This is a genomic window from Bacillus sp. EB106-06-01-XG163 (assembly GCF_058791615.1).
In genome coordinates this window covers 63,927-87,804 of record NZ_JBYTDS010000007.1, presented here as the reverse complement: position 1 = coordinate 87,804, position 23,878 = coordinate 63,927, and the positions used below count along the sequence as shown (strand labels likewise).

The following is a 23,878-nucleotide window of genomic DNA, read 5'->3' as shown; positions in this document are numbered from 1 at the left end:
ACCCTTCTTTAGTATATTATTTGTTCCGTTTGACAAAATAAACTGCAGAGTTTATATTAAAGACCGAATTGATCGTCGATTAAATTAATCTTTAATATAAAATAAAAGGAGAGTTTTAAATGAGCAAAACACTTATCATTAATGCACATCCAAAAGTGGATGATACGTTGTCATATAGTTTACGGGTAATGAAACACTTTTTGGAAACTTACAAAGAATTAATTCCAGAGAGTGAAGAGCTTGAGCAGATTAACTTGTATAGTGATGAAGTGCCTATGGTTGATAAAACAGTTTTAAGCGCATGGGATAAGGCTGGAAAGGGCGAAGAACTGACAAGTGATGAACAAAAAGTAACAGAACGCATGACAGAAGTATTGAAACAATTCAAAAGTGCAAAAACGTATGTCATCGTTTTGCCTTTGCATAATTTCAATATTCCATCAAAATTAAAAGACTATATGGACAATATCATGATCGCACGCGAAACATTTAAATATACTGACACTGGGTCAGTGGGTCTGCTTAAAGATGGACGAAGAATGCTTGTCATACAAGCTAGCGGATCAATTTATACAAATGATGACTGGTATGAAGAAGTTGAATACTCTAATAAATATTTGAAATCAATGTTCAATTTCCTCGGTATTGAGGATTATCAAATTATCCGAGTGCAAGGAACAGCTTTACTAAGTCCGGAGGATGTTTTACAAAAAGCAAATAAAGAAGTTGAAGAAGCTGCTTCAAGATTAGCAGGTAAATAAGGTATAGCATGAAGATCATTGTTGCCGGGGGGACTGGAGTAATTGGTCGGTCCCTTCTTCCTAAATTAATACAAAACGGCCATCAAGTATTTGCATTGACCCGAGGTAATCGGTCGAACACGTTCCTCAAAAGAATAGGGGTAACTCCTGTAAAAGCAGATGCAATGGATCGAGATGCTGTTCTTAATGCTTTTAGGAAAATTCAACCTGAGGTTGTTGTCCATCAGCTTACCTCTTTAACAAGTTACAATCTTGAAGAAAACGCGAGAATCAGAATTATAGGTACGAGAAATATTGTTGATGCGTGTCATGAAGTTGGAGTGAAGAGGATAATTGCTCAAAGTCTTTCTATGGCCTATGAACCCGGATTAATACCTGCCAATGAAGATGTCCCTTTAGATCTCAACGCACCGAATCCAAGGAAAGTAAATGTAATTGGAGTGGCATCATTAGAATCCGCAGTTGCTGAATTACCCGAGTATGTCATCCTGCGGTATGGGCCGCTTTACGGATCAGGTACATGGTATGAAAAAAACGGATTGATTGGTCGGCAGGTATTAAAAGGAGAAACTAAAGCCGATGATAGCATCACATCATTTTTACATGTGGAAGATGCAGCACAAGCCTCAGTTGAAGCATTAAACTGGCCGAATGGACCGGTTAATATTGTGGATGATGAACCAACCACGGGAAAAGAATGGCTCACGCTATTTGCGAGCGAGATCGGAGCACCAAAACCAATATTTATAGATGGAAGTGAACGAGGAGAACGTGGGGCCTCAAATGGAAAAGCGAAAAGAGAATATGGTTGGAAGCCCACTTATCCATCTTGGCGTATTGGTTTTAAATTATTAGCCACTTAATAATTCAGAGCGAGTGTAACTTCATAATTAAAGCCTTGGATTTTTCATTAATATGGAATTTCTTCACAAAGGAGAGAGACTTAATATGTCGAAAATTTTATATATTACCGCTAATCCAAAATCAGTTGAAAATTCAGTTGGTCATAGGGTAGGACGTGCGTTTCTGGAATCTTATCGTGAATCTCATATAGGGGATGAAATTAGGACAATTAATTTATATGAAGATGAATTCCCAATAATCGATGAAGATATCCTTAATGGCTGGGACAAATTGCGGGATGAGGGTTCAGAGTTAAGGCAAGTAGAGAAGCATAAAATTAACGCACTCAATAATTTCACTGACAGGGTAGCAAGCGCTGATAAATTTGTATTTGTATCTCCTATGTGGAACTGGGGGATTCCTCCAAAATTGAAAGCTTTCATCGATTCCTTTGTTGTAGTAGGGAAAACATTTCACTACACTGAGAATGGACCGGTTGGTCATCTAAAAGGAAAAAAAGCTATTCACATTCAGGTGAGTGGTGGGGTTTACTCGCATGAACCTTTTGCGAAAATGGATTATAGCCACCCGTATTTAAAACATGTACTTAATATCATTGGTATACAGGATGTAGCAGTATTATATGTTGAAGGACATGAATTCAATCGAGACGAAGCGAAAGAAATTATTCACAAAGGTATATCAGATGCGAGAAAGTTAGCAACAACTTTTTAATACAAATCAAATAAATATAAAAACATATTAAAAGGGGAGAGGATTTGTAATGGCTACGAATATTAGAAAAGCTGAAGCTAAGGATATTGACCAATTAACTGAGATAATGTATGAATATATCGTTGATTTTTATCAGAGACCGAAACCTTCAATTGAAAAACTTTTTTATACACTTCTTAATCAAAAAGAAGGTATCCAATTTGTTGCAGAACAAAATGATAAGCTAGTTGGTTTTGCTACATTATATTTCACTTACAATACACTATTTGCACAAACAACAAGTGTACTAAATGATTTATACGTTTTGGAAGATGCAAGGGGGACAGATGCTGCGAATGGCCTCTTCAAAGCATGTGAAAAATTTTCTAAAGACAATGACTATGCTGATATGTTTTGGCTAACTGCTCATGATAATAAACGAGCTCAGCGTTTTTACGAAAAGATGGGTGGAACTCCTGAAAGATGGGTCCCTTACTCAATTCAATTTTAGTAAACGACATTAAAACATTGCAAGAATATGTATCAATGGGAATCTGAAAAAAATGAAATTACGAGATTTAAATTAATGGTGGGAAGATGATGTGTTAACACATGGCTGGGCTTATGGAACTGGAGGTACTAAATTGCATGGAAAAGAACTGCTCTTAGCGATCTCCTTAGGCGCACAGGAATCTGATTATCAAGCAGGCGGAGAATATAATATCACGATCAGCGAGCTTATCAGACCGTTTCAAGTCACTGCTAACTATATAGGAATGCGTTTTCTTCCTGCCTTTACACAATATGGGACACTTCACCTTTCAAAAGAAGATGTTAAGAACAGTGCGGAGAAATTGGTTAACTATCTTAAAGCTGAGCATTGATCCGGTATTCGCGAGGGAAGCTGAAATAAATGATGTGAAACTAATTACAGCAGGGCGATGAGTACATATTTCTTGATGAAATGTAGATTTCCTTGGTCTCTAATAGGTGCCCAGTTTGTGCTCCGAATTCATGAAAAATGATGAAAATAAGTATAAATAAAATAAACAGATGCTTTGAATAAAAGCTTTTGTAACTCATGATAGGCTTTTACTAGGTTGAGGGACCAGCGGGCGAATAACCCGTGGAGGTTCAAGTCCTCTCGGCCGCATCTCAGTGATACCAAGGGTAATAGAGAGATCCTTGGTATTTTTTTGTGCTTGTTTTTAAATGATCTACTGCCCACAAACTGCCCACTTACCTAAAGTAAGTCATCTGCAGTCGACATCGCACAAATATTTTCATCATTATAGGTAGTTACTAATGCCTCAAGCTCCAATTTGCAAAAGTAGAGAAAGTATTACAAGCATGGAGGAAAACAAAGATGCCTTGTTATATGATCAGCTATTAGAATTTAGACACGAGATAATAGGGTAGGGGCATAAAGGTACTGAAAAGGCTTAATCTTTTTTAATAGGTTAAGCCTTTTTTTTTGGCTATAAATGTAATCGGTGTCCAATAGTTGCCCTGAATTCATGAAAAAGGATAAAATAGGTGTAAATAAGTTGTTATTTTAAAATTAGAAGCAATTCTTTATCACAAAAGCAATAATAACTAATCGGCGAAGAAAGGATAACAGTCAAATGAAAACATTAGTTATCGTTATACACCCTAATTTGGAAACGTCTGTTGTCAACAAAACCTGGATGAATCGTTTAAAGCAAGAGAATGACATTACGGTTCATGACCTGTACGGTGAATACCCTAATTTTATCATTGATGTAGAAAAAGAGCAGCAGCTCCTGTTAGATCATGAGCGTATCGTTTTTCAGTTCCCAATGTATTGGTACAGCAGTCCCGCGTTACTCAAACAATGGGAAGATGATGTGTTAACACATGGCTGGGCTTATGGAACTGGAGGTACTAAATTGCATGGAAAAGAACTACTCTTAGCGATCTCCTTAGGCGCACAGGAATCTGATTATCAAGCAGGCGGAGAATATAATATCACGCTCAGCGAGCTTATCAGACCGTTTCAAGTCACTGCTAACTATATAGGAATGCGTTTTCTTCCTGCCTTTACACAATATGGGACACTTCACCTTTCAAAAGAAGATGTTAAGAACAGTGCGGAGAAATTGGTTAACTATCTTAAAGCTGAGCATTGATCCGGTATTCGCGAGGGAAGCTAAAATAAATGATGTGTTGTGAAAATAAGGATTTGTGATAGATGTTAATTAAACTTTATTTCAAAGTTACATCGACTGAATGCAGGAGGGCATAGAGCGAGGACTTAATTATAAAAAAAGAGACCAAGCTATTCACCTGGTCTCTCACTATTTCAACTTTTTACTGTTAATTAACGCCAAGCTGACGGAGAATATCATGTACATCCACATGAGATCTATGTTCAATAATTTTACCGTCAACAATACGTAACAACATCATAAGAGAGAATTTAACGCTTTTTCCTAAATTCAATTGTCGGTGATTGGCCTGTTTAAATGCATCCATTATTTCATACCCGGTGCTACTTATTTCTGTTGTAGTCTGTGTACTGATTAATAGGTAAAGAAAGTCGAAAAGGTATACGAAATTCTTCATACAAATTAAAGTTTTGAATGAAAGAGCAGGATTACTCCTGCTCTTTTTCTTTCTAATTGGGCTGGATTAAACGCAGACGGTTATTCCTTGGGAAGAACAAAAAAATTTCTTCTATCCATTGACTAGCTGGGCTTTAGCCGGGTTTCTATCACCCTGTTGAGCTTGTCAGATTTTAAAAAGATATGATACGTTTATAGTGTTTTGTTTCACCTGATTGTGGGGTAATAAAGATAGAATCAGTAAATAATTCTTAGGAACGACATCAATCTTATAATAAACATATTGGAAGACGTAATGGAAGAACTAAAATAAAGGTTTAGGATACTTTGAAGAAATAAAAGTTTTTTTTGATTGTGATAATATTCACAATAGATCTGTATGAAGGGGAATCATTTCTCCAAATAGTCTGCAGAAAATACCAACCACAGCCCAAGGATATATCACTAACCGCTTTGGCTGGTATTATTTGTTGGATGTTTCTCTTTTTGTTGCTTTTTGTATTATTTTTAGTCCAATCGGCAAAAATAAGTTAAGGAAACCAGCGAAAGAAAAAACTGAATTTCATCCTTCTTTCTTGGTTTACAATGTTATTTGGCGCTGATATGGATATTAGTCTAGTCTTTTAGGTACAGTTGAACCAATCATCCACTATGCCGTTAGCTCTCCATCAGGTGAAACAGAAACCCCCAGACTTTTAGAGAAGCATTACGCTATACATTCTGGGACTGCATGCTTGGACCGTTTATACGCTTGTATAATGTGGATTTGATAATCAAGGAGTCGATATTATTAAATGAAGTTTAACAAGAAAAAAATTAACGTTGTAGACATTCAAAAAGCGAAGAAAAGCGTGTTTGCTACAGGGATAGGAAACGCGATGGAATGGTTTGATTTTGCTTTATATTCTTATTTGGCAGTTATTATTAGTAAAAACTTTTTCAGTCCAGTTCAAAACGATGAATTAAAGTTAATATTTACTTTTGCTACATTTGCAATTGCCTTCTTACTTAGACCGGTAGGCGGAATTATTTTTGGTAAAATGGGTGATAAATTTGGTCGGAAAATAGTATTAACAATTACTATTTTAATGATGGCTTTATCTACTTTAATAATTGGTGTGCTTCCTACCTATGAACAGATTGGTGTATGGGCCCCTATATTATTACTCTTAGCTCGTATTCTGCAAGGTTTTTCTGTGGGTGGAGAGTACGCTGGTGCAATGGTATATATCGCAGAATCTTCTCCAGATAATAAGCGTATAAGGTTAGGCAGCGGTTTAGAAATCGGCACATTATCTGGTTATATAGTAGCTTCTGTTTTAGTTACAGTACTTTTCTGGACTTTATCTGATGTTCAAATGAATAGTTGGGGATGGAGAATTCCTTTCTTCTTAAGTATTCCAATAGGATTATTTGGTTTATATTTGAGAAGTCATTTAGATGAATCACCAATTTTTGAAAATGACATCTCTGAAAGCCAAGAACAACAACCAGGTTTATTAGAAGTCATTAAAACATATAAAAAAGATATCTTTTTATGTATCGTATTTGTGGCATTTTTCAATATAACCAATTACCTATTGTTAGGTTATATGCCTTCTTATTTAGATGAGAACCTTGGTATAAGTGATAATATAAGTACACCGGTTACAGCAATTGTATTGATTATTATGGTACCGTTCGCTTTAACTTTTGGTAAATTGGGAGATAAATTAGGAAATAAAAAAGTTATAACAATTGGATTAGTATTAGGAATTGTATTTTCGATTATCTCTTTTCAATTTCTTAATATGGGGAATATAACATTCTTATTTATAGGACTTTTAATGTTAGGTATTGTATTATCTGTATACGAAGGTACTATGCCAGGATCTTTACCTACGTTGTTCCATACTGACATTAGATATCGTACGTTATCCTGGACATTCAACTTATCAGTTTCTATTTTTGGTGGAACAACACCTTTAGTTGCTTCTTGGTTAACCCATGTGACAAGAAACAATTTGGCGCCGGGTTTCTATTTATTAGCAGTTAGTTTAATTGGCTTAATAGTTGTGTTAACCTTATTTAAAGATACTTCAGGTAAATCTTTAAAAGGTTCTTACCCAACAGTTGCTTCTAAAGCTGAGTTTCAAGAAGCTGTTGAAAATCCAAAAGATTCACTGTGGTGGAAAATGGAACAAACAGAAAAGGAATGAAAAAAACATCCATTTAATTGACCGGCTACTCGAAATACAGACTCAGAATAAGCTGGGATTATCCGAGCAGCAATGACTGCAGCTCTTTTATATTCTGGAGGGCTTACTGCTTTGCAAAAGCAGCGTTGCTATTCTCGATCGTCATTATTTTATTGGTTGTGTCCTAATAATAAAACGTTGACGCAAGAACGAAGAGAAATTAAAAGGTCCGAGCAATACAGCAAAATAAGAAGCAAGAAGCTTTGTTATGCCAGTTCTTCTCCCGAAGGAGAGCTGGCTTTTTATTTTCTATATGGGGTCCAAAGCAGAAAACGAGAACTTGTACGCTAATCACAGTATTTGGTTCTTCTTGTTTTATGGGAGAAGGAAAAAATATCTGTTAAAGGTTTAGGCGAAGAATTATATCTAGACTCCGGAACATTAACTCCAGTTTTAAAACGACTTGAGGAGCGAGGACTTATTATAAGAGAGCGTTCAAAAGAGGACGAACGAAGTGTAATTATTACGTTAACAACTGAAGGGAATGAGTTTAAAGAAAAAGTCACATTGATTCCTAATGCAGTATTTGATAAAACCGGTTGTAATGAAGAAGAAATTAAAAGTTACAAGGAAATTCGTAATTTACTTAACATGCTGACAACTGAGCAATAGTTTTATGAATATAGATGGCGGGCCCAGCGGGTGAATAACCCGTGGAGGTTCAAGTCCTCTCGGCCGCATCAATGATACCAAGGGTTTTGACACCCTTGGTATTTTTTGTTTATAAAAATTCATCTGTTACTGTCCACTTACTTATAGTAGGTCGTATGATTTGTCAGTCACCTTCATCCTTCTGCTGACTGCGTGCGGCGGTAGTAAATATGATAATGATTAATGAAGTGATGAAGCAGGAGAAGAAAATCAGAAAAGAAATGCGAACAGATTCAGATGAGTACAAAAGAGATAACGCCATAATTCTTGTATATGATGACGGGAAGTATATTCAACTTGCGTTTTATCAGCCAGAAGAAAGTTCTCGCAAGCTTACTGCTTATTCTTATTATGAGAAGCTTGGGGATTCTTATGAAGAAATGGCACATATGCCGGGTGATGGTGATGGCGACCGCCTTGGTCTTTATAAGAAAACACCTGATTATAAAGAGGTTAAAGGCAAGGAAACAAAAACAATGTGCTTGTTCATTCCTGATAGGGGAACAATCGTTTTACCGTTAAGTTGTTGTGTGAGAGCCAGTATGTTAAAATGCTACGTAGATTTAATAATAAAGTTTAGATTCAGGGAGATTTATTTATGAAGTTGGATGAATTCACCGTCGGGCAGGTTTTTCAAACTAAATCTTTTGAATTAACAAAAGAGAATATAATGAATTTTGCAGAAGTGTATGACCCACAATACATGCATTTAAATGAAGAAAAAGCAAAAATGGGCAGGTTTAATGGAATTATTGCTTCTGGAATACAAACGTTATCTATTACTTTTAAGCTTTGGATTGAAGAAGGGTGTCATGAAGACGATATTATTGCTGGGACAGGAATGAATAATATAAAATTCCTAGCACCTGTTTACCCTAATGATAAACTGAACACTATTGTTAAGGTTATTGATAAAAAACCAAATAAAAGCCAGACGGGGATACTTACTGTATTGTTATCTACCTATAATCAGAAAGAGGAAAAAGTGTTTGAAGGTGAGTTATCAGTATTAATTAAACGCTAAATGACCTTTGCGGCATATCATCGTCACCTTTCAATTTTTATAGGTGTCTGGATGAAATAAGCAATCATCTAAATTAATTGAGTGGACTTTGAGTCTGCTCTTTTTTTATTTGTTCAACCTATGTCGAGAAACAAAGGACTCACAATAACGAAAAAATCATCTCGTAAATACGAATTTAAAAATTGCTGCCTTGAGGTTTTTTTGCATATTCCTCTGTATCATTGCGCCGGGTGAATAATTATAATGAGCGTTCTATCCTTCGATGTTATATTTCCTTTTTACTTTTTGGTTTTGTCAGTTCAAAGCTGTACTTTACCATGTCATGGATTTGATGCTCTGGGAGTCCCTCATCTAAGGTAAGAGTATTCCAATGCTCCTTGTTCATATGGTATCCGGGCTTGATTTCTTCAAAAAGACCACGTAAAAAATCAGCCCTTTTAGGTTCGCATTTAAGGTTGACACATAAGTGTTCGTCGCGAGTGAAGATAAGTGCAAATATTTTCTTATTCCCTTTGTGCCGAATTGCAGTCCAACCATCTCCAAAAGGATGGTCTTCATAAGAGTTTGGAAAGGTTAGGAAGTAATCTTTTATTTCACCATAATTCATTATCAATTCACTCCATACCTCATTATTTTTATATACAGAACATATTCGTTCAAACTAAGATTTGCGGTTTCTTTTATACCAATCCGAGATTTCCTCAAGTCTTTGTTTGAACTTAGCTTCTGAACCTTGAGTTGTTGGATAGTAATACTCACGTCCTATTAAAGAATCTGGCATCGTCTGCATTGTCGTTAATTTTTTATCATGAGCATATTTATATCCCTTACCGTAATCTAAATCTTTCATCAAAAGGAGTAGATTTTATGTCTGCTCTTTTTCATCAAAAAGCCATTTTTCTTATCCCCAGTCTGATAAAAGATTTTCTGTGAAATCATTTAAAAATTATTGGTCAATTTTTCTTTTTCAATAATATCCTTTACCACATCCTCAATTGTGATATGCCCAAGAGCTTTTTCCAAGGCAGATTGGGCGATTTCAAATATTGGACCAATTGTACTTTGAATGTTCCGGCCTACGGGACATTGAGGATTGGGATTTTCATGTATACTAAACAATTCTTTATCTTGAACAACATTAACTGCTCTATAAACATCAAGTAAGGTGATTTCAGTTAAATCCTTCGCTAATTCAGCTCCTGCAATACCTGGCCGAACATTTACTAAACCTGCTTTTTTCAGCATCCCCATAATTTTTCTTATTAAGGCGGGATTTGTATTTACACTTCCAGCTAAAAATTCAGAAGTGCTAATTCCGTCTTCATTTATTTCAATAAGAGCCAATATATGAATTCCTACAGCAAAACGGCTGCTAATAGACATGATTTCTTCACCACCCTCATTACTTTACACTCTTTATAGTACACTTGTAACTGAATGTATTACAAGTTCTTTTACTCTAATATGCTCAATTAACAAGATGATAAAAGTATTGACAAATAAATAAGGTGTAACTAAACTTATTACATGTAATCGATATGGTTACATTTAAAATTTTGAATGATTAGGAGGACTTTAAATTGAAAATTGGAATCATTGGTGCAACCGGAAAAGCTGGAAGTCTTATCTTGAAAGAAGCGGTAAGCAGGGGACATGAAGTAACTGCAATTGTAAGAGATGCTGCAAAACTTAAAGAGGAAAAGATTGCAATCATTGAAAAAAATATAATTGATCTTACATCGGATGATCTAAAAAAGTTAGATGTAGCAGTTAATGCCTTCGGTGCTCCATTAGGAGAAGAACAGGCACATGTAGATGCTGGCCGGGCATTAATTAGGGCATTAAAAGGAACGGGTACAAGAGCCGTAATTGTAGGTGGAGCAGGGAGTCTTTATGTAGACGAAAATAAAACTGTCAGTGTAATGGATACACCTGATTTCCCGGAGATTTTTATTCCGACAGCTAAAGGGCAAGGTCGTAACTTGCAAGAACTAAAGGAAACTTCTGATATTAACTGGACATTTATCAGTCCTTCAGCGGTATTTGACCCAGACGGGAAAAGAACTGGATTTTATCAGTCAGGAAAAGATCATCTTCTTGTGAATTCGAAAGGTGAAAGTTATATCAGCTATGCAGACTATGCAATTGCAGTATTGGATGAAATTGAAAATCCAAAACATATAAATGAACGCTTTACAGTTGTTGGAGAAGCTGAATAAGTTATTGAGTAGAAACAAAGGGTACCATTAGTGTCATCGCTAATGGTATCTTCCTTCTAAGAATGTACGGAGACATTGAAAACTTTGCAATCAGAGTAGCTGATTATTTTTTGAAAAAGGGGATTTATCACGTTCCAATGAGTATTATCGACTGAGTATTAAAGCGGGACGGAAAATAAAAAAGGGGAGATAATTAATGAAGATTAGCCGGACTTTGTTTGCAGTGATATTATTGGGTAGTATCGTAGGAGTGATTTTAACAAATGATGTTCCTGTTATCAAAGCTCCTTTCCATGTTGCTGATGATAGAGTAGGTGCGTAACAGGTGATTATAATAGAGCGATATTTTCATTTTATGGGGACACGGAAATTTTAGTGTATATCGAGCTAATGATGAGGCTGTGCAACACTCATATTAATTAGCACCGAACATGTGCTTATATGCTGACTTTAGGAGTGAATTAGAGGTACTTAAATAGCAAACCTTCATTGGTAGTGGTGGTATTGAGGAGGCCTTCACTCATTTACATGAGCATAAGCAAATCAATTGAGATAAATATCGCATAAGATAAAGTTGTTGTTAAGCGAACATAGAAAAAGAGCATATATTAAAAATTTGCTCTTTTTCATGTCTAACTTAATTTTTAAGATTCCAATCATTATAAGCGTGACTTAATGTACTAGAAAGTATGTTTTCAATTCTACCGAACCATATAATTAAATCATCAATTGAAAAAGATTTATCATATTCATCAAGGACTTCTTTGACAAAATGAAATAAGGGGTTTTTTTCGCCTAAGAACTTAAGACATTCAATGTAGGTGCTTTGCCTTATTGTTAACGCATTTGAATGTAGTTCATTTAAGTCGGTTTCATTTTTTAGTTGTTTATTATTTAAGTACTCTAAAATATCTCTAAGTTTACCATTCTTATAATAAAAATGGTAATCAGAAGGAACTTTAGGTAAAAGGATAGGTTCTTGTGGACCATAATAATAAACGGGATAATCACATTGTTGTTCTTTTTGAATAACTTTAGCTATATCAATAATTGTAGTTGCATCTCTTAGATCCCTAACTAAGTTTAAAGGCGCTTGACACCATAGCCAATCAGCTTTTGGGATTGAAAGTTTTCTAAACTGAACTTCCATATTTCTATCCCAGTCTCTATAGTATGAATCGTGATAATGTGTACCGTGCTGCCACTCTCCATTGTAATTGAAATAATGTACAGTTATTGCCCAAGAGTCATGTGTTTGATATGTTATGTCTTTCAATAATAAAAATCCCCTTGGGAGTAACCAAATTATTCTCTCGCTATTACTTTTATCAAAGACAATATCATAATCATCATTTCTCTCGTTACTACTTTTGAAGTCTGGCTTACTTCCTCTTTTTGGGGGAGTTAGCCTTGGCTCATCCCAAATAAGATGTATTAAATCTTCATACTGTTTTTCAAAATCTCCTTTTTCTAAAATCGGTAAAACCAATCTTGACTTTATAAAATCAGGTAAGAGCAACTGGTTATCGACTGATGATTCCATTGCAATAGGAATGAATTTATCTTGTTTAGTGTCTTCGTAAATCTCGGGTGTAAGTATAATGGTTTCTGACCCTACTCCTCCAACTCTATTATTTGCTTTTTCACAGTAAGTTTTATCGCAAATTACTATTACCTTGTCAGCTTGTCTTATACTCTCTTCCATAAATTTATATCTATCATGTCCAATTTTTAAGTGCCACCTGTCTAAAATGACTTCAACTCCAGATTTAGCCTCTAATCTATTAGCTAAATCAAGTACCCATTGTTTATGAGCCTCAGAAGACCAACTGTAAGATATAAAAACCTTTGGTACCTTGACATCTTTCTCCATATAAACCTCCTAATAGGAACTTTTTATCTAAATATACCATATTTATTCTTTTCACGGTGCTAAGGATCTGATTTCTTTAAGGGCATTATGTTTAGAAGGATGTTTTTGAACTTTAAATAAGCTTCAGGTTGCTTTTCAATAGCATCTTTTTTTATGTATGTCACTCTCATGGCATGCCTAGGCAGTATAACCCTTTTTAGAAGTAAAGAAGTTAAGGTATTTTTTGCTCACCAATTATTAACCGCAATCTTACAACCTGTTATCCCTTTTCAATATCGGTAATGTACCGAAACGATATATCATTTATGGAAAGCGAATTTGAGAAAATGCAGAATATTAAAGATTAGGCTGACGAAATTTTCGTCAGCCTTTTTAATAAGAAGAAAGAAATTAAAACTCTAATCAATACACATGAAAAAGTTATAGTGATTGTTATTTTGGCTCACCATTTTTTAACCATAATTCATATAAACGTATATAATGATGACAAATGAAAATAGGAAATGTAATGAAAATAAGCTTTCATAATCAGTGATACGGATTTACAATGTTGAGGGCCTAGTGGGTGAATAACCCGTGGAGGTTCAAGTCCTCTCGGCCGCATACCAATAATCCCAAGGGTTTGACCACCTTTGGTATTATTTTTTTGTGCGGAAAATACAGCTATGGGAGAAGACTTGCTTACCAAAACTTTCTAGGTTGAGGGCTTAGTGAGGTTAAACCCGTGGAGGTTCGACTCCTCTCAACCGCATATATGAAGTAGTCCAAAAGACCAAACTCACAAGAGTATTGGTCTTTTTTGTTAATTGAAATTACAGATTTTCCACTATACCTTTTTCGGTTATTCATACTATTCTTGGTACTGGTGAAAAGACGATCTATATTATAGCGGCTAAAGTACTGAATGCATCAGCAAATTGAGTTGATCTCAATCCATCTAAAGCCCCGCCTAATAACGCCGCAAATGGAGCAACGCCTTTTACAAGAAATGAGCGTCCATTTTATCCTGAAATGATGGTTTATTTTTTATCAAGTAAATTTATGATACGTTTTCCTCGTCCACCTCCAGCTTCTAAGGAATGATGAGCTTTGGCAACATCAGATAAAAAATAAATGCTATCAATAACTGGTCTGACCTTGTTGGAATCTACATAAGATGCTAATTCTTTTAGAAGTTCATTTTTGGGATTTGCGCTGAATGTGCGAACTCTACGAGAACCGAAAGTAGTTGAAGCTAATATATATATGAAGGACGAAAAACTAGGAAATCCAATAGTAACCATTCTACCGTTCTTTGCAAGCAAGCGCCTATAATGTTTGAGGTCAGTTCCCACTGTGTCCATGACTACATCAAACTTTTTAAGATCAGTAGGAGATGTTTTTTTATAATCAAATACTTCGTCTGCACCTAGCTCTTGAAGAAAAGTAAGATGTTTTTCGTTTGCAAGAGCAGTTACATGAGCACCCAACATTTTACCAATTTGAATCGCAATGCTTCCGACTCCTCCACTTGCACCACGTACAAGTAACTTTTCGCCTTTTCTAAGTTTCGTTTTATATTTTAAGGCAATAATTGCAGTAACACCTACACCAGGCAATGCCGCGGCTTGTAAGAGATCAACCTTTGTAGGAATTTTAGATATTTTCTCAGGTGATATAGCTACATATTCAGCGGCACTACCAATTTGGCTCCTTAAATTCATAGGAAGAACCCCCCACACTCTATCACCTAATTGATAATTTTTTACGTTCGATCCTACCTCAACAACCTCACCAGAAAAGTCTGCCCCTGTTCCTTTTGGGAATTGATTACCCGTTAATAGTTTCAGCTTGCCTGATCGAAATAGCGTATCCATGGAGTTTACACTCGACCCATGTACACGAATGAGTACTTCTCCAGTTTCTATAACAGGCTTTGATATAGAATCTTCAAAAAGAACATTCGGTGATCCATATTTAGTATATTGTGCAGCACGCATCTTTTCACTTTTCATTTACTCACTCCATCTCCTTGAAAAAGTATTAACTTGAAGGGTTTTATGATCAATTTAGCTCTCTAATACATGGGTGACATGGTTTACATATTTGATTATAATAAATGGAAAAGATTTAACAAGTACTCAATATAAACTGACTAAGTAAGGAAAAACTGACTAAGGAGTGGATAAAATATGACTGAAAGTGAGCTAAATAAAGCGATAGCTCCAGCAAGTTATGCATTAAATATATTAGCGGGAAAATGGAATTTAAAAATCTTAGCTGTACTATGTAGTTACAATGATATTCGATATAATGAGTTAAAGCGTAAAGTGTATGGAATTACAGGAACAATGCTCAATCAATCATTAAAGGATCTGATTGAATACGGAATTGTTCAACGAGTTCAGTATAATGAAGTTCCATCAAGAGTAGAATATTCATTGACTAGGGCAGGACTAGAGCTGAACCCTATATTTGAACAACTTTTTTTATGGGGCGAAAACCAATTAGAAAAATCAAAGCCATAATAAAATGAATATACAAAGAAAACGATGATCACGAGTAAAATAACAAAATAAAAATTAATTGTAAATAAATGTTGTTTTATTTGTAGAAGAGATTGGCGAATTCATTTCAATTATAAACTGATAGAAGTATGAACAAGGTGATTCAAAAACGAACGTTTTGACAATATTAATATGATTGTTCGATATTATAATAATGATTATTCTTTGGAGGGTTTCCGAGTGGTGAAGTATTAGGGAATTTTAAGTCTTCAAGATGGCTGATAAAGTAATAAAAACGAGTAAATGTGTGCAATGGATATAAGTAAATGAAGGATATAACATGGATGCACCCAATTGAGGGCCCAGCGGGTGAATAACCCGTGGGTTCAAGTCCTCTCGGCCGCACCCTAATGATACCAAGGGTTTTGACACCTTTGGTATTTTTTTGTTGTAAGTGCATGTGGCATTAAAAAAGTGCTGACCTCTGCACAAAATCTTTGCGCGAGTCTGCACTTTTATTATGCAAGATACACTGCACATTATCATCGATTATGGGCGTTTATTTAATCCGTTCTTAGCCGAGCTGATACCTGGCTTTTAGAAGTTTTTTTAAAGTGGGTAAAACCAACAAATTTTTTGCCTTCTTCATCCCATAGGCGGAACTTTAACGACTTAATACTTGTTGCCAGTGTGATGGTCGGAACGTTTTGCAATGGTTCAGTGTTGTTATGCACGATTTCAAGCTTATAGTTTGGGACTCTTGGGCTTAAATGATGAACATGATGGAAACCGATATTGCCTGTTAACCATTGCATGACTTTTGGAAGCTTATAAAAAGAGCTTCCTTCAACGGCTGCTTTTACATATTCCCAATGCTCATCTTCTTCGAAATATGAATCCTCAAACGTATGCTGAATATAAAACATCCAAATTCCGAGGGATCCCGATATCATAAAAATTGGTGTCTGGACCAGCAGAAAGTTTTGCCAGCCGATAGCCCAACATAAAAGTGCTGCCAAAGCGACGATCCCCAGGTTCGTTACATATGTATTCATCCGTTCTTTGCGTTTTGCCCCTTTACGATTAAAACGATTGGTAATCCCGAAGACGTAAATCGGTCCGATAATAAACATAACAAACGGATTTCTGTACAAACGGTACATTATTTTTGTCTTAGTTGAGGCTTCCTTATATTCCTCAACAGTCAGTACCCAAATATCGCCCGTACCGCGTTTGTCCAGGTTGCTGCTTGTCGCATGATGGACAGAATGATCGTGTGCCCAATGATCAAACGGATGCAGAGTCAGAATTCCAGTAATTGTTCCAAGGATTCGATTCGCCTTTCGGTTCTTAAAAAAGGAATAGTGGCAGCAATCATGAAAGATGATGAAGGTTCTTACTAAAAAACCTGCTGCAACGACAGAAATGGCTAATGTAAGGAAATAAGAAATGGACAAGCTCTTATATGCCAAATACCATAGCAGGAAAAATGGCACCAATGTGTTAATGATTTGACATATACTTTTTTGTAAATCGGACTTTTCATAGGGTGTAACCAGTTTTCTCAAAGTCCTTAGGTTTTGTTCATTCATTTTTTAAAGATTTCCCCTTCCCTGATGTTCTTCTAAGTATCGAAAACGTTTGTCTTTGAAGTCACAGCGTCATACACCATAGATGATAAGTATCTTTCCCATTCGTCTGTGAAATTATTGGAAATGAGATACTTGTTTCCATCTCGATTAAATCTTTATTAGCAATGGCCAGCCGGGATACAAAAAGCGTATGAAGATTATACCCGGCTCTTTATCGGGCCAAACTCTCTCCATGCTCCCCAATGTGAATCGGTTTATTTAGACCGTAAATTTTGATTGTTTGAGGAACAAACATGACAAGTTAATACCGTTAAAATAGGGGTATACCTGAGTGATCGTTTGGAAACATCTGCAGAAACAAAGCTGTACCAGTGAACAGCCAAGAATATCTTGTACTTGAACAAGAAACAGCTGAGCTTTTTAAAGAAATCTTTAACAATCAATATGAAGTACTGGGTTTGAAGGCACTCGTGATTCATTTTCACGGTGTTTTCAAACCATAGCTATTAATAGGCATCTTATTTTGCACTGGTATCGACAGGTTTAACAAATAAAACATGAATGAACACATTATTAATTTGCAGTTATTTCCGTTTCGTGATATGATAAAGGAGAATTATTTTTGTTCGTGTAAAGGATAGTATGAATATCGACTTTTCGTCTTGATGATACTTTGGGCAAGGATAGTAATACAATGTGTAACACACTAGGAGGCAACAAAAATGGAACAAGGTACAGTTAAATGGTTTAATGCAGAAAAAGGTTTTGGATTTATCGAACGTGAAAATGGAGACGATGTATTCGTACACTTTTCTGCAATCCAAAGTGACGGATTCAAATCTTTAGACGAAGGTCAAAAAGTAACGTTTGACGTTGAGCAAGGTGCTCGCGGAGCTCAAGCTGCTAACGTTCAAAAAACTGCTTAATCTTCAATCGTTTATACAAACAGGCTCTTTATATAGGGCCTGTTTTTTTATGTTCTCTGTATCATAGTGAATAAAAAAACCCTACTCAACGTTCGAGTAGGGACAGTTGCTACAAGGTAAGAAAAAGGTTTAAAACCTCAAAGGATTGTTTACAGTATAACATACCGGATTGACGATATGTGGAATATATATAAATGATTTGTTTTTATGTTCTCAAGATAACTGTATGTTATTCTTTGTTACAATTCGCATATCTCTTTTATGAAAAGAAGATAACCAACTGCTATTCACTGTGGAAGCAGATGTAAGAAATTTTAAAGATAAAGAGGGGAGTGGTTGTTTTTTCTTCTGGAAATAATCACTTAGACCTAAAACAATGAAAGCCCTGCCTCTCTTCCATCCTTACGGCTCCTTGTCCGTGCCAGTGTGAATCAGGATTACAAAAATCAAGTGACTATTTCATCGAGTTTTTTGATAAAACATCAAATGTTCGTTGAAGAAATTTTTAATAATAAAAACAGATTAGATTGTAGGAATAATAAAAGAGGTTAATGTTCTAAAAGTAAGTTGAAGAAGTTAAGCGTCTTTGAAATATTTTAATCGTAATATTCCGAAAACTCGCGGGTGCTTTTTGGAATGCAAAACATTATTTAAAATTAACCTTAGCAGAAACTTTTTATTTGTTTTTCAGTGATTCCTTTAATGACTTCCAGTTCACTAATCAAAAATTCATATGCATTATCCAACATTTTTTTTTCGCTTGAATTAAGTGCTTTTTCTTTCTTCATTCGCATTAAATCACGTACAACTTCAACGCCTTCTTGTATTTCACCCGTTTTTATTTTGTTCGTGTTTACTACATACCTTTGCTTCCACGGCAGTAACTTATCTGATTCTCCATGCTGAAAAATGTGTATAATGTGTTTTAATGCACGTATATCAGTAACTGGCCGTATATTTGAACTCAATATTTTACGCGTTGGAATCATAACTGTCATATTACTGATTGACATTCTTATGACATAATACTGTTGTTTTTCCTCTAAGAATTGTTTTTCTTCTATGGCTTCAATTGTACCTGCTCCGTGCATTGGATAAACAATGTTATCGCCAATTTGAAACATATAATCCACCTCCATATATGGGAACTTAACTTAAGGTTATCATATATGGAGTGAGATATCAAATTTTTAATGATAACATGGTCATTTATTGGTGTCAATAACTTTTTTTAAAAAACAACATCAAAACAAGAGGGAACCTGTGGGATTCCCAAAAAAGGAAAGATCAATTCAATTGGTCCGTGTATATCTTGGAATCTCGACTAATTAACAGAGATCAGTTTTTCGTTGAAAATGAGTTATTAAATCTCCTTTAGGAGTTCATGCCTTGACATCAATGACACTTTACTAATCTATATGGGCACAATTTAATCACCGATTTTTAACCATAATTCATGAAAACATATAGAAATGATGAAAGTGGAGGATAGAGAGTGTAATGAAAACAAGCTTTCATAACCTTAATGTATCTGCCATTCTTCTGCGTGCGGCGGAATTAGATATGATAATTCGATTAATGAAATGATAAAATAAGAGAAGACAGCCAAAAAGAAATGAGAGCAGATTCAGATGCGTAACACAAGAATAACTTATCGTGGTCGTATTCGTACACATTTTTACAGAGGAGGACAATTATGATTGGAATACTGGCAGGAATGGGGCCAAAATCTACTGGGCCATTTGTAGATAAGGTAGTAGACGAGTGCCAAAAAATATATGGAGCAATACATGACATGGATTTCCCTCATATGATGATTTATTCTTGTCCGACTCCTTTCTATATGAATAAACCTCTCAATCATACGGACATGGAAAAGGCAATTATTGAGGGGGCTGTAAAGCTTGAAAAAACGGGTGTTGATTTTATTGCAATCCCATGTAATACCGCACATATCTATTTTAACCAAATAAAAAAATCGATTTCAGTCCCTTTACTAAACATGATTGATGAAACCATAAAAAAAATACCTAAAGGCTCCAAAAAAGCAGCTCTTTTAGCCACTGTTCCTACGGTTCAATCTGGAATATTTCAAGAAGCGTTAAACAGAGAAGGTTATGATTTTTTACATCAAGATAGTTGGCAAATCTATGTCGATCACATAATAGAAAAGATTAAACAAGGTCAAATCAATGAGGCTCGTACATTATATGATGAATTACACCGTGACTTAGCAGAAAAGGCTGATACGGTTATCATTGCATGTACGGATTTAAATACGGTCACGGATCAAAAAAGAAGCGGACTTACCTTTGTTGATTCATCAGCTTGTCTCGCTCAAGCCATTGTAAATAAGTATGTATTATTAACAAAATAAGCCGTCTGATTTATCAGCAAATTCAGGGCGCTTTTTTTTCCGTTAAAGCGCCCGGCTTCGGCAAATACATGATCCTCGAGTTACTTCTTTGAATGTAACTTCCCCGCGTTATTGTTCTTTTAACATTGAATACTTTCGATACGCTTTATAGAAACTGCAGCCAAATAGAACAGCCATAAGGGCGGGAAGCGACCTCAAAAGGGCAAATGGAGTTTCAAATAAAAATGCTTTCCAAAACATTGCGCTTTCCATACTCCACAGACCTTCAGTTAAATACAAACCTGAATCCTTGTAAATCAAATAAGAATAAAACAAGCACAGTAAACCAAAACAAGATGAAAAACTCATTAGTCTTTTATAATAATTACTCTTTGATTGGCGATCCGAGAAGATTTCATTTTGATCATCATCTTCTTTTTGCCAATATCGAGTTCCGCTAAGCCATGGGCTGTTTATATAACTCCAGCCGAAGTCTTCATAGATCTCTTTGTAGTCTTTGAACTTTTTCTTTGATAAATAATCTTGATAATCCAGTCGCATTACATATTTTTTGTCGGTTTTTTCGAAAGTGTATATTCCTAATCCGCTGATATTTGTACAGTGATAGCCTTTTTGTAGGTGCTCGTTCAGCCATTGCTCCTCTTTTTCAATATCAAAAAACATCTTACATTTCTTCATTCGATTCACTTCCTTCGTACAGGGATAAAATATGAAGTAATCTGTTTTGTTCCATTTTCAAAATGGCGCTTCCTTCCGCAGTTATCATATAAACTTTTCTCCGGCCCGATTCTCCAACAGGTTCAATCCAGCCATGCTTATTCAAGTTTTCAATCGCGCCGTATAATGTGCCGGCTGCTAAAATAACAGTTCCGTTACTCATCTTTTCGATCTTCTGCATGGCAGCATAGCCATGAAGCGGCTCCCGCAGAGCTAATAAAATATAATGCATGGTTTCAGACAGCGGTAATAATTTATGTTTCATATCCTCATCCTCTATTCAGTCTGACTATATAGTTAAACTTAATACAGTTCAACTGAATAGTCAATGGTCTTTTCAAAATTTGTCAAAGGAACTTGAAAATCAAATCTAAAAAGTCGCTTTTCTTACGTAATGGAAGCGGCTTTTTGTATGTCCATATTGACGCCAAAAAGAATTTATCGCGGTACGCAGCTGTTTTCCGATGTAGCAGTGTCGTTTATTTTCAATGTGTTTTTTACGGTAAGAAAATCATCAAATTGAAAGGGGATGAAAATTAATAGTTGACTTAAGCAACTGTTTCGATTACGATGGAAAAAAGTTGCTTAAGTCAATCTTTTGGAGGAGGTTCATCAATTTGGAAACAAAACGTGTTTTGGCATTCAGACAATTTAATAGATTTTATACTGATATTTTGGGTTTTCTAAATGAACATATTTATGACAGTCCATTCTCTTTAACGGAAACCAGGATTTTATACGAAATTTATAATACGCCCGATTGTACAGCAAAAATCATTCAAGAAAGGTTAGACTTGGACAGAGGATATGTGAGCAGAATAGTCAGAAAATTCGAAGAAGAAGGCTTCATATACAAGCAAAAATGCAGAGAAGACGGACGCAATCATTTCCTTTACGTAACCGCATCAGGGGAAAGTATTTATAAAAGTCTGGAGAAAAAAGCGAATCAGCAAGTTGAATATATCCTTGAATGCATAGACAAAGAGGAACAAGAAAAACTTGTACATTCAATGGAAACCATTCAAAATATTTTGCAGCATTCTTTTTATGATAAAGAATCTCCGATTTTAATAAGAGACTATTATACTTCAGAGGATGTCAAAAACATAATTGAGAAACAGCGATTATTTTATGCCGAATCCCATGGCTGGGATGATACATTTTTATCCTATCTTCACGATACGTTTAAAGCTGATATTAAAAAAATATGGGTGGCAGAAAGCGGAAATCAATTTGCGGGTTGTATCGGCTTAGTGAATGACGATGAAAAAACAGGACAGTTAAGGTGGTTCTTAGTCGATCCGTCTTTTCAAAGAAAAGGTGTCGGCAGCCGTCTGATTAAGGCACTTGTTCAATATTGTAAAGAAAATGGATACGAGCGTATATTTCTTTGGACGGTAAGAGACATGTCAACAGCCCGGCCATTGTATAAAAAAAACGGATTCGAAATTACAGAAATTCATGAAGAAAAACCTTTATGGGGATCAAATTTAATAGAAGAGCGTTGGGATTTGGAATTATAAAGTGAGGGGGGATAGGATGCGAATAAAATATCACTATGCATGGATCATTGTGTTTGTCACTTTTTTCACCTTTTTAGCGGTTCAAGGCGCGCGTCTTTCATTTGGAGCTTTTGTTGAACCATGGGAAAAAGATTTTTCTATGAATAGAGGAACAATCTCACTTATTTCCACTCTGAGTTTTATCATATATGGCATATCTCAGCCCATAATAGGGAGGCTGGTTGATAAATTAGGTCCCCGAATGATTTTGTCAGTCAGCACTTTCGTAGTCGGGGTCAGCTTTGTATTGACTTCTTTTGTGAATCATCCATGGCAATTATTTATCCTTTACGGAATTGTTATCTCCGTCGGTGTTGGAGGGGCATCTAATGTAGCCGCAACAGTTGTTGTTACAAATTGGTTTAATGAAAAACGCGGACTTGCTTTTGGGATTATGGAGGCAGGGTTTGGCGCTGGTCAGATGCTTCTTGTTCCCGGCTCTCTCATTTTGATTCAATGGTTTAACTGGAAATTAACTGTAGTGATTTTGGGTCTGCTTTTAATGGTTATTGTTTTTCCTGTCATACTGTTATTTTTACGGAATCATCCCGGCGAGATGGGGTTATCTCCTATGGGTGGTTTTATGAAAGCAGAAGCTGAAAGTGAACAGCATACGGCCCGCTTTTCTGTTTGGGCAGTGTTTTGCAAGAAACAATTCTGGTTTTTAATATTACCTTTTGCTATATGCGGTTTTACAACTACAGGGCTGATGGATACCCACCTTATCCCTTTTTCTCATGACCATGGATTTTCAACAAGTGTAACCAGTGCCGCAGTTAGTGTATTGGCGGGATTTAATATATTGGGGATAATCATCTCAGGAATTGCGGCAGACCGTTGGAGCAGTAAAAAGATGCTTATTCTTTTATATGTCATACGCGCATTATCAATTTGTATCCTGTTATATAGTCATCATCCGGTCATATTGCTTATTTTTGCCACCCTGTTTGGACTAGTTGATTTTGCAACTGTAGCTCCTACTCAAATGTTAGCCACGCAATATTTTAAACAATATTCAGTTGGTTTTATTTTAGGCTGGTTATTCCTGAGTCATCAGATAGGATCAGCGCTGGGAGCTTATGTACCAGGTTTTCTCTATAGTGAAATGGGTAACTATGATCTTTCTTTTTATTTCTCAATTATTATTTTGTTGGGAGCGGCAATATTTACTTTCTTACTGCCTGAAACGGTGAAAATAAAAAAAGAACAAAAACCGAAGACCGATTCAGCTTCAAATGAAACAGTATCCAAGCGTGTGAATACCCCGTGAAGGTCCAAACCCTCTCGGCCGCATTAATAATACCAAGGGTT

Annotated in this window: 27 protein-coding genes and 4 pseudogenes; 21 read left to right on the top strand and 10 right to left on the bottom strand. The window is 35.7% G+C overall.

The genetic code is table 11. The features are described from left to right. Positions 1–119: 119 nt before the first annotated feature. The 7 genes and pseudogenes from AC3WTF_RS10465 (at position 120) to AC3WTF_RS10435 (ending at position 4,468) form a co-directional block, all read left to right on the top strand. Entirely contained in the window at positions 120–761 is a 642-nt protein-coding gene (locus AC3WTF_RS10465; RefSeq protein WP_007409582.1) for an FMN-dependent NADH-azoreductase, read from the top strand. Positions 762–769: 8 nt separating this feature from the next. After that, on the top strand, positions 770–1,624 hold the full coding sequence (locus tag AC3WTF_RS10460; RefSeq protein WP_047935316.1) for an NAD-dependent epimerase/dehydratase family protein: 855 nt from the start codon (positions 770–772) through the stop codon (positions 1,622–1,624). Between the two features lie 85 nt (positions 1,625–1,709). Then, positions 1,710–2,339 (top strand): FMN-dependent NADH-azoreductase, encoded by a 630-nt coding sequence (locus tag AC3WTF_RS10455; protein WP_025284278.1) that lies wholly within the window; start codon positions 1,710–1,712, stop codon positions 2,337–2,339. 49 nt (positions 2,340–2,388) lie between these two features. Continuing rightward, complete coding sequence (locus tag AC3WTF_RS10450; RefSeq protein WP_047935318.1) at positions 2,389–2,829, top strand: GNAT family N-acetyltransferase; 441 nt, start codon at positions 2,389–2,391, stop codon at positions 2,827–2,829. Positions 2,830–2,908: 79 nt separating this feature from the next. Further along, a pseudogene (locus AC3WTF_RS10445) lies at positions 2,909–3,202 on the top strand (NAD(P)H-dependent oxidoreductase); the annotation flags it as partial. 421 nt (positions 3,203–3,623) lie between these two features. After that, on the top strand, positions 3,624–3,737 hold the full coding sequence (locus AC3WTF_RS10440; protein ID WP_157870126.1) for a response regulator aspartate phosphatase: 114 nt from the start codon (positions 3,624–3,626) through the stop codon (positions 3,735–3,737). Positions 3,738–3,943: 206 nt separating this feature from the next. Further along, positions 3,944–4,468, top strand: coding sequence for an NAD(P)H-dependent oxidoreductase (locus AC3WTF_RS10435; RefSeq protein ID WP_047935320.1), 525 nt, complete (start codon positions 3,944–3,946; stop codon positions 4,466–4,468). 187 nt (positions 4,469–4,655) lie between these two features. On the opposite strand, the gene AC3WTF_RS10430 is transcribed toward AC3WTF_RS10435, so the two are convergent. Continuing rightward, a complete protein-coding gene (locus AC3WTF_RS10430) occupies positions 4,656–4,814 on the bottom strand; it encodes an ester cyclase (protein WP_076982829.1) in 159 nt (52 codons plus the stop codon). Between the two features lie 475 nt (positions 4,815–5,289). Between AC3WTF_RS10430 and AC3WTF_RS10425 the strand changes: the two are divergent. The 5 genes and pseudogenes from AC3WTF_RS10425 to AC3WTF_RS10405 all read left to right on the top strand — a co-directional run. After that, a pseudogene (locus AC3WTF_RS10425) lies at positions 5,290–5,659 on the top strand (BCCT family transporter); the annotation flags it as partial. Between the two features lie 38 nt (positions 5,660–5,697). After that, positions 5,698–7,101: an MFS transporter gene (locus tag AC3WTF_RS10420; RefSeq protein ID WP_007409580.1), complete on the top strand. Its 1,404-nt coding sequence runs from the start codon at positions 5,698–5,700 to the stop codon at positions 7,099–7,101. A gap of 339 nt (positions 7,102–7,440) precedes the next feature. Further along, a complete protein-coding gene (locus tag AC3WTF_RS10415; protein WP_020955368.1) occupies positions 7,441–7,752 on the top strand; it encodes a MarR family winged helix-turn-helix transcriptional regulator in 312 nt (103 codons plus the stop codon). A gap of 160 nt (positions 7,753–7,912) precedes the next feature. After that, positions 7,913–8,264: pseudogene (locus tag AC3WTF_RS10410) on the top strand (cystatin-like fold lipoprotein); the annotation flags it as partial. A gap of 125 nt (positions 8,265–8,389) precedes the next feature. Next, on the top strand, positions 8,390–8,815 hold the full coding sequence (locus AC3WTF_RS10405) for a MaoC family dehydratase (protein WP_007409577.1): 426 nt from the start codon (positions 8,390–8,392) through the stop codon (positions 8,813–8,815). Between the two features lie 265 nt (positions 8,816–9,080). Here the strand turns inward: AC3WTF_RS10405 and AC3WTF_RS10400 are convergent, their stop codons facing one another. The 3 genes from AC3WTF_RS10400 to AC3WTF_RS10390 form a co-directional block, all read right to left on the bottom strand. Next, positions 9,081–9,422, bottom strand: coding sequence for an MmcQ/YjbR family DNA-binding protein (locus tag AC3WTF_RS10400; protein ID WP_492314252.1), 342 nt, complete (start codon positions 9,420–9,422; stop codon positions 9,081–9,083). A gap of 54 nt (positions 9,423–9,476) precedes the next feature. Beyond that, on the bottom strand, positions 9,477–9,665 hold the full coding sequence (locus tag AC3WTF_RS10395; protein WP_232321972.1) for an AAA family ATPase: 189 nt from the start codon (positions 9,663–9,665) through the stop codon (positions 9,477–9,479). A gap of 89 nt (positions 9,666–9,754) precedes the next feature. Further along, a complete protein-coding gene (locus AC3WTF_RS10390; RefSeq protein WP_007409574.1) occupies positions 9,755–10,198 on the bottom strand; it encodes an Rrf2 family transcriptional regulator in 444 nt (147 codons plus the stop codon). 197 nt (positions 10,199–10,395) lie between these two features. Between AC3WTF_RS10390 and AC3WTF_RS10385 the strand changes: the two genes are divergently transcribed. Together AC3WTF_RS10385 and AC3WTF_RS10380 are read left to right on the top strand one after the other, a co-directional pair. Then, entirely contained in the window at positions 10,396–11,034 is a 639-nt protein-coding gene (locus AC3WTF_RS10385) for an NAD(P)-dependent oxidoreductase (protein ID WP_032870355.1), read from the top strand. A 196-nt stretch (positions 11,035–11,230) separates the two neighbouring features. Continuing rightward, entirely contained in the window at positions 11,231–11,356 is a 126-nt protein-coding gene (locus tag AC3WTF_RS10380; RefSeq protein ID WP_256994856.1) for a hypothetical protein, read from the top strand. A gap of 315 nt (positions 11,357–11,671) precedes the next feature. Here the strand turns inward: AC3WTF_RS10380 and AC3WTF_RS10375 are convergent, their stop codons facing one another. Then, a complete protein-coding gene (locus AC3WTF_RS10375; protein WP_085341756.1) occupies positions 11,672–12,907 on the bottom strand; it encodes a toll/interleukin-1 receptor domain-containing protein in 1,236 nt (411 codons plus the stop codon). Positions 12,908–13,155: 248 nt separating this feature from the next. Between AC3WTF_RS10375 and AC3WTF_RS10370 the strand changes: the two are divergent. Continuing rightward, a pseudogene (locus AC3WTF_RS10370) lies at positions 13,156–13,229 on the top strand (class D sortase); the annotation flags it as partial. Positions 13,230–13,926: 697 nt separating this feature from the next. Here the strand turns inward: AC3WTF_RS10370 and AC3WTF_RS10365 are convergent. After that, positions 13,927–14,901, bottom strand: a complete 975-nt coding sequence (locus AC3WTF_RS10365) for an NAD(P)-dependent alcohol dehydrogenase (protein WP_012116887.1) — start codon at positions 14,899–14,901, stop codon at positions 13,927–13,929. Positions 14,902–15,078: 177 nt separating this feature from the next. On the opposite strand from AC3WTF_RS10365, the gene AC3WTF_RS10360 reads away from it, so the two are divergent. Beyond that, a complete protein-coding gene (locus AC3WTF_RS10360) occupies positions 15,079–15,414 on the top strand; it encodes a winged helix-turn-helix transcriptional regulator (protein ID WP_085341757.1) in 336 nt (111 codons plus the stop codon). Positions 15,415–15,956: 542 nt separating this feature from the next. Here the strand turns inward: AC3WTF_RS10360 and desA are convergent. After that, positions 15,957–16,985, bottom strand: coding sequence for a Delta(5) desaturase DesA (desA, locus tag AC3WTF_RS10355; protein WP_032866854.1), 1,029 nt, complete (start codon positions 16,983–16,985; stop codon positions 15,957–15,959). A gap of 177 nt (positions 16,986–17,162) precedes the next feature. On the opposite strand from desA, the gene AC3WTF_RS10350 reads away from it, so the two are divergent. Next, entirely contained in the window at positions 17,163–17,261 is a 99-nt protein-coding gene (locus AC3WTF_RS10350) for a molecular chaperone TorD family protein (RefSeq protein WP_108725306.1), read from the top strand. Between the two features lie 446 nt (positions 17,262–17,707). Then, the gene (gene cspC / locus AC3WTF_RS10345) at positions 17,708–17,911 is read left to right on the top strand and encodes a cold shock protein CspC (RefSeq protein WP_003156143.1); all 204 of its coding nucleotides are present in this window, start codon (positions 17,708–17,710) and stop codon (positions 17,909–17,911) included. A gap of 662 nt (positions 17,912–18,573) precedes the next feature. Here cspC and AC3WTF_RS10340 read toward each other — a convergent pair. Further along, positions 18,574–19,035, bottom strand: a complete 462-nt coding sequence (locus AC3WTF_RS10340; protein ID WP_032866853.1) for a CarD family transcriptional regulator — start codon at positions 19,033–19,035, stop codon at positions 18,574–18,576. Between the two features lie 572 nt (positions 19,036–19,607). Here AC3WTF_RS10340 and AC3WTF_RS10335 point away from each other — a divergent pair. After that, complete coding sequence (locus AC3WTF_RS10335; RefSeq protein ID WP_047935342.1) at positions 19,608–20,288, top strand: aspartate/glutamate racemase family protein; 681 nt, start codon at positions 19,608–19,610, stop codon at positions 20,286–20,288. Positions 20,289–20,396: 108 nt separating this feature from the next. Here the strand turns inward: AC3WTF_RS10335 and AC3WTF_RS10330 are convergent, their stop codons facing one another. Then, positions 20,397–20,966, bottom strand: a complete 570-nt coding sequence (locus AC3WTF_RS10330) for a DUF2812 domain-containing protein (RefSeq protein ID WP_007409565.1) — start codon at positions 20,964–20,966, stop codon at positions 20,397–20,399. Then, the gene (locus tag AC3WTF_RS10325) at positions 20,953–21,270 is read right to left on the bottom strand and encodes a PadR family transcriptional regulator (RefSeq protein WP_043021443.1); all 318 of its coding nucleotides are present in this window, start codon (positions 21,268–21,270) and stop codon (positions 20,953–20,955) included. The genes AC3WTF_RS10330 and AC3WTF_RS10325 overlap by 14 nt, the downstream gene beginning before the upstream one ends. Before the next feature lie 352 nt (positions 21,271–21,622). Here AC3WTF_RS10325 and AC3WTF_RS10320 point away from each other — a divergent pair, with 352 nt between their 5' ends. Together AC3WTF_RS10320 and AC3WTF_RS10315 are read left to right on the top strand one after the other, a co-directional pair. Continuing rightward, positions 21,623–22,528, top strand: a complete 906-nt coding sequence (locus AC3WTF_RS10320; protein WP_020955383.1) for a bifunctional helix-turn-helix transcriptional regulator/GNAT family N-acetyltransferase — start codon at positions 21,623–21,625, stop codon at positions 22,526–22,528. 16 nt (positions 22,529–22,544) lie between these two features. Further along, positions 22,545–23,837, top strand: a complete 1,293-nt coding sequence (locus AC3WTF_RS10315) for an MFS transporter (protein ID WP_047935344.1) — start codon at positions 22,545–22,547, stop codon at positions 23,835–23,837. Positions 23,838–23,878 lie beyond the last annotated feature (41 nt).

Bases quoted from the DNA above. Each gene is read 5' to 3' on its own strand.
- AC3WTF_RS10465 (WP_007409582.1), top strand. From the start codon at position 120: ATGAGCAAAACACTTATCATTAATGCACATCCAAAAGTGGATGATACG.
- AC3WTF_RS10460 (WP_047935316.1), top strand. From the start codon at position 770: ATGAAGATCATTGTTGCCGGGGGGACTGGAGTAATTGGTCGGTCCCTT.
- AC3WTF_RS10455 (WP_025284278.1), top strand. From the start codon at position 1,710: ATGTCGAAAATTTTATATATTACCGCTAATCCAAAATCAGTTGAAAAT.
- AC3WTF_RS10450 (WP_047935318.1), top strand. From the start codon at position 2,389: ATGGCTACGAATATTAGAAAAGCTGAAGCTAAGGATATTGACCAATTA.
- AC3WTF_RS10440 (WP_157870126.1), top strand. From the start codon at position 3,624: ATGCCTCAAGCTCCAATTTGCAAAAGTAGAGAAAGTATTACAAGCATG.
- AC3WTF_RS10435 (WP_047935320.1), top strand. From the start codon at position 3,944: ATGAAAACATTAGTTATCGTTATACACCCTAATTTGGAAACGTCTGTT.
- AC3WTF_RS10430 (WP_076982829.1), bottom strand. From the start codon at position 4,814: ATGGATGCATTTAAACAGGCCAATCACCGACAATTGAATTTAGGAAAA.
- AC3WTF_RS10420 (WP_007409580.1), top strand. From the start codon at position 5,698: ATGAAGTTTAACAAGAAAAAAATTAACGTTGTAGACATTCAAAAAGCG.
- AC3WTF_RS10405 (WP_007409577.1), top strand. From the start codon at position 8,390: ATGAAGTTGGATGAATTCACCGTCGGGCAGGTTTTTCAAACTAAATCT.
- AC3WTF_RS10400 (WP_492314252.1), bottom strand. From the start codon at position 9,422: ATGAATTATGGTGAAATAAAAGATTACTTCCTAACCTTTCCAAACTCT.
- AC3WTF_RS10395 (WP_232321972.1), bottom strand. From the start codon at position 9,665: ATGAAAGATTTAGATTACGGTAAGGGATATAAATATGCTCATGATAAA.
- AC3WTF_RS10390 (WP_007409574.1), bottom strand. From the start codon at position 10,198: ATGTCTATTAGCAGCCGTTTTGCTGTAGGAATTCATATATTGGCTCTT.
- AC3WTF_RS10380 (WP_256994856.1), top strand. From the start codon at position 11,231: ATGAAGATTAGCCGGACTTTGTTTGCAGTGATATTATTGGGTAGTATC.
- AC3WTF_RS10375 (WP_085341756.1), bottom strand. From the start codon at position 12,907: ATGGAGAAAGATGTCAAGGTACCAAAGGTTTTTATATCTTACAGTTGG.
- AC3WTF_RS10365 (WP_012116887.1), bottom strand. From the start codon at position 14,901: ATGAAAAGTGAAAAGATGCGTGCTGCACAATATACTAAATATGGATCA.
- AC3WTF_RS10360 (WP_085341757.1), top strand. From the start codon at position 15,079: ATGACTGAAAGTGAGCTAAATAAAGCGATAGCTCCAGCAAGTTATGCA.
- desA (WP_032866854.1), bottom strand. From the start codon at position 16,985: ATGAATGAACAAAACCTAAGGACTTTGAGAAAACTGGTTACACCCTAT.
- cspC (WP_003156143.1), top strand. From the start codon at position 17,708: ATGGAACAAGGTACAGTTAAATGGTTTAATGCAGAAAAAGGTTTTGGA.
- AC3WTF_RS10340 (WP_032866853.1), bottom strand. From the start codon at position 19,035: ATGTTTCAAATTGGCGATAACATTGTTTATCCAATGCACGGAGCAGGT.
- AC3WTF_RS10335 (WP_047935342.1), top strand. From the start codon at position 19,608: ATGATTGGAATACTGGCAGGAATGGGGCCAAAATCTACTGGGCCATTT.
- AC3WTF_RS10330 (WP_007409565.1), bottom strand. From the start codon at position 20,966: ATGAAGAAATGTAAGATGTTTTTTGATATTGAAAAAGAGGAGCAATGG.
- AC3WTF_RS10325 (WP_043021443.1), bottom strand. From the start codon at position 21,270: ATGAAACATAAATTATTACCGCTGTCTGAAACCATGCATTATATTTTA.
- AC3WTF_RS10315 (WP_047935344.1), top strand. From the start codon at position 22,545: ATGCGAATAAAATATCACTATGCATGGATCATTGTGTTTGTCACTTTT.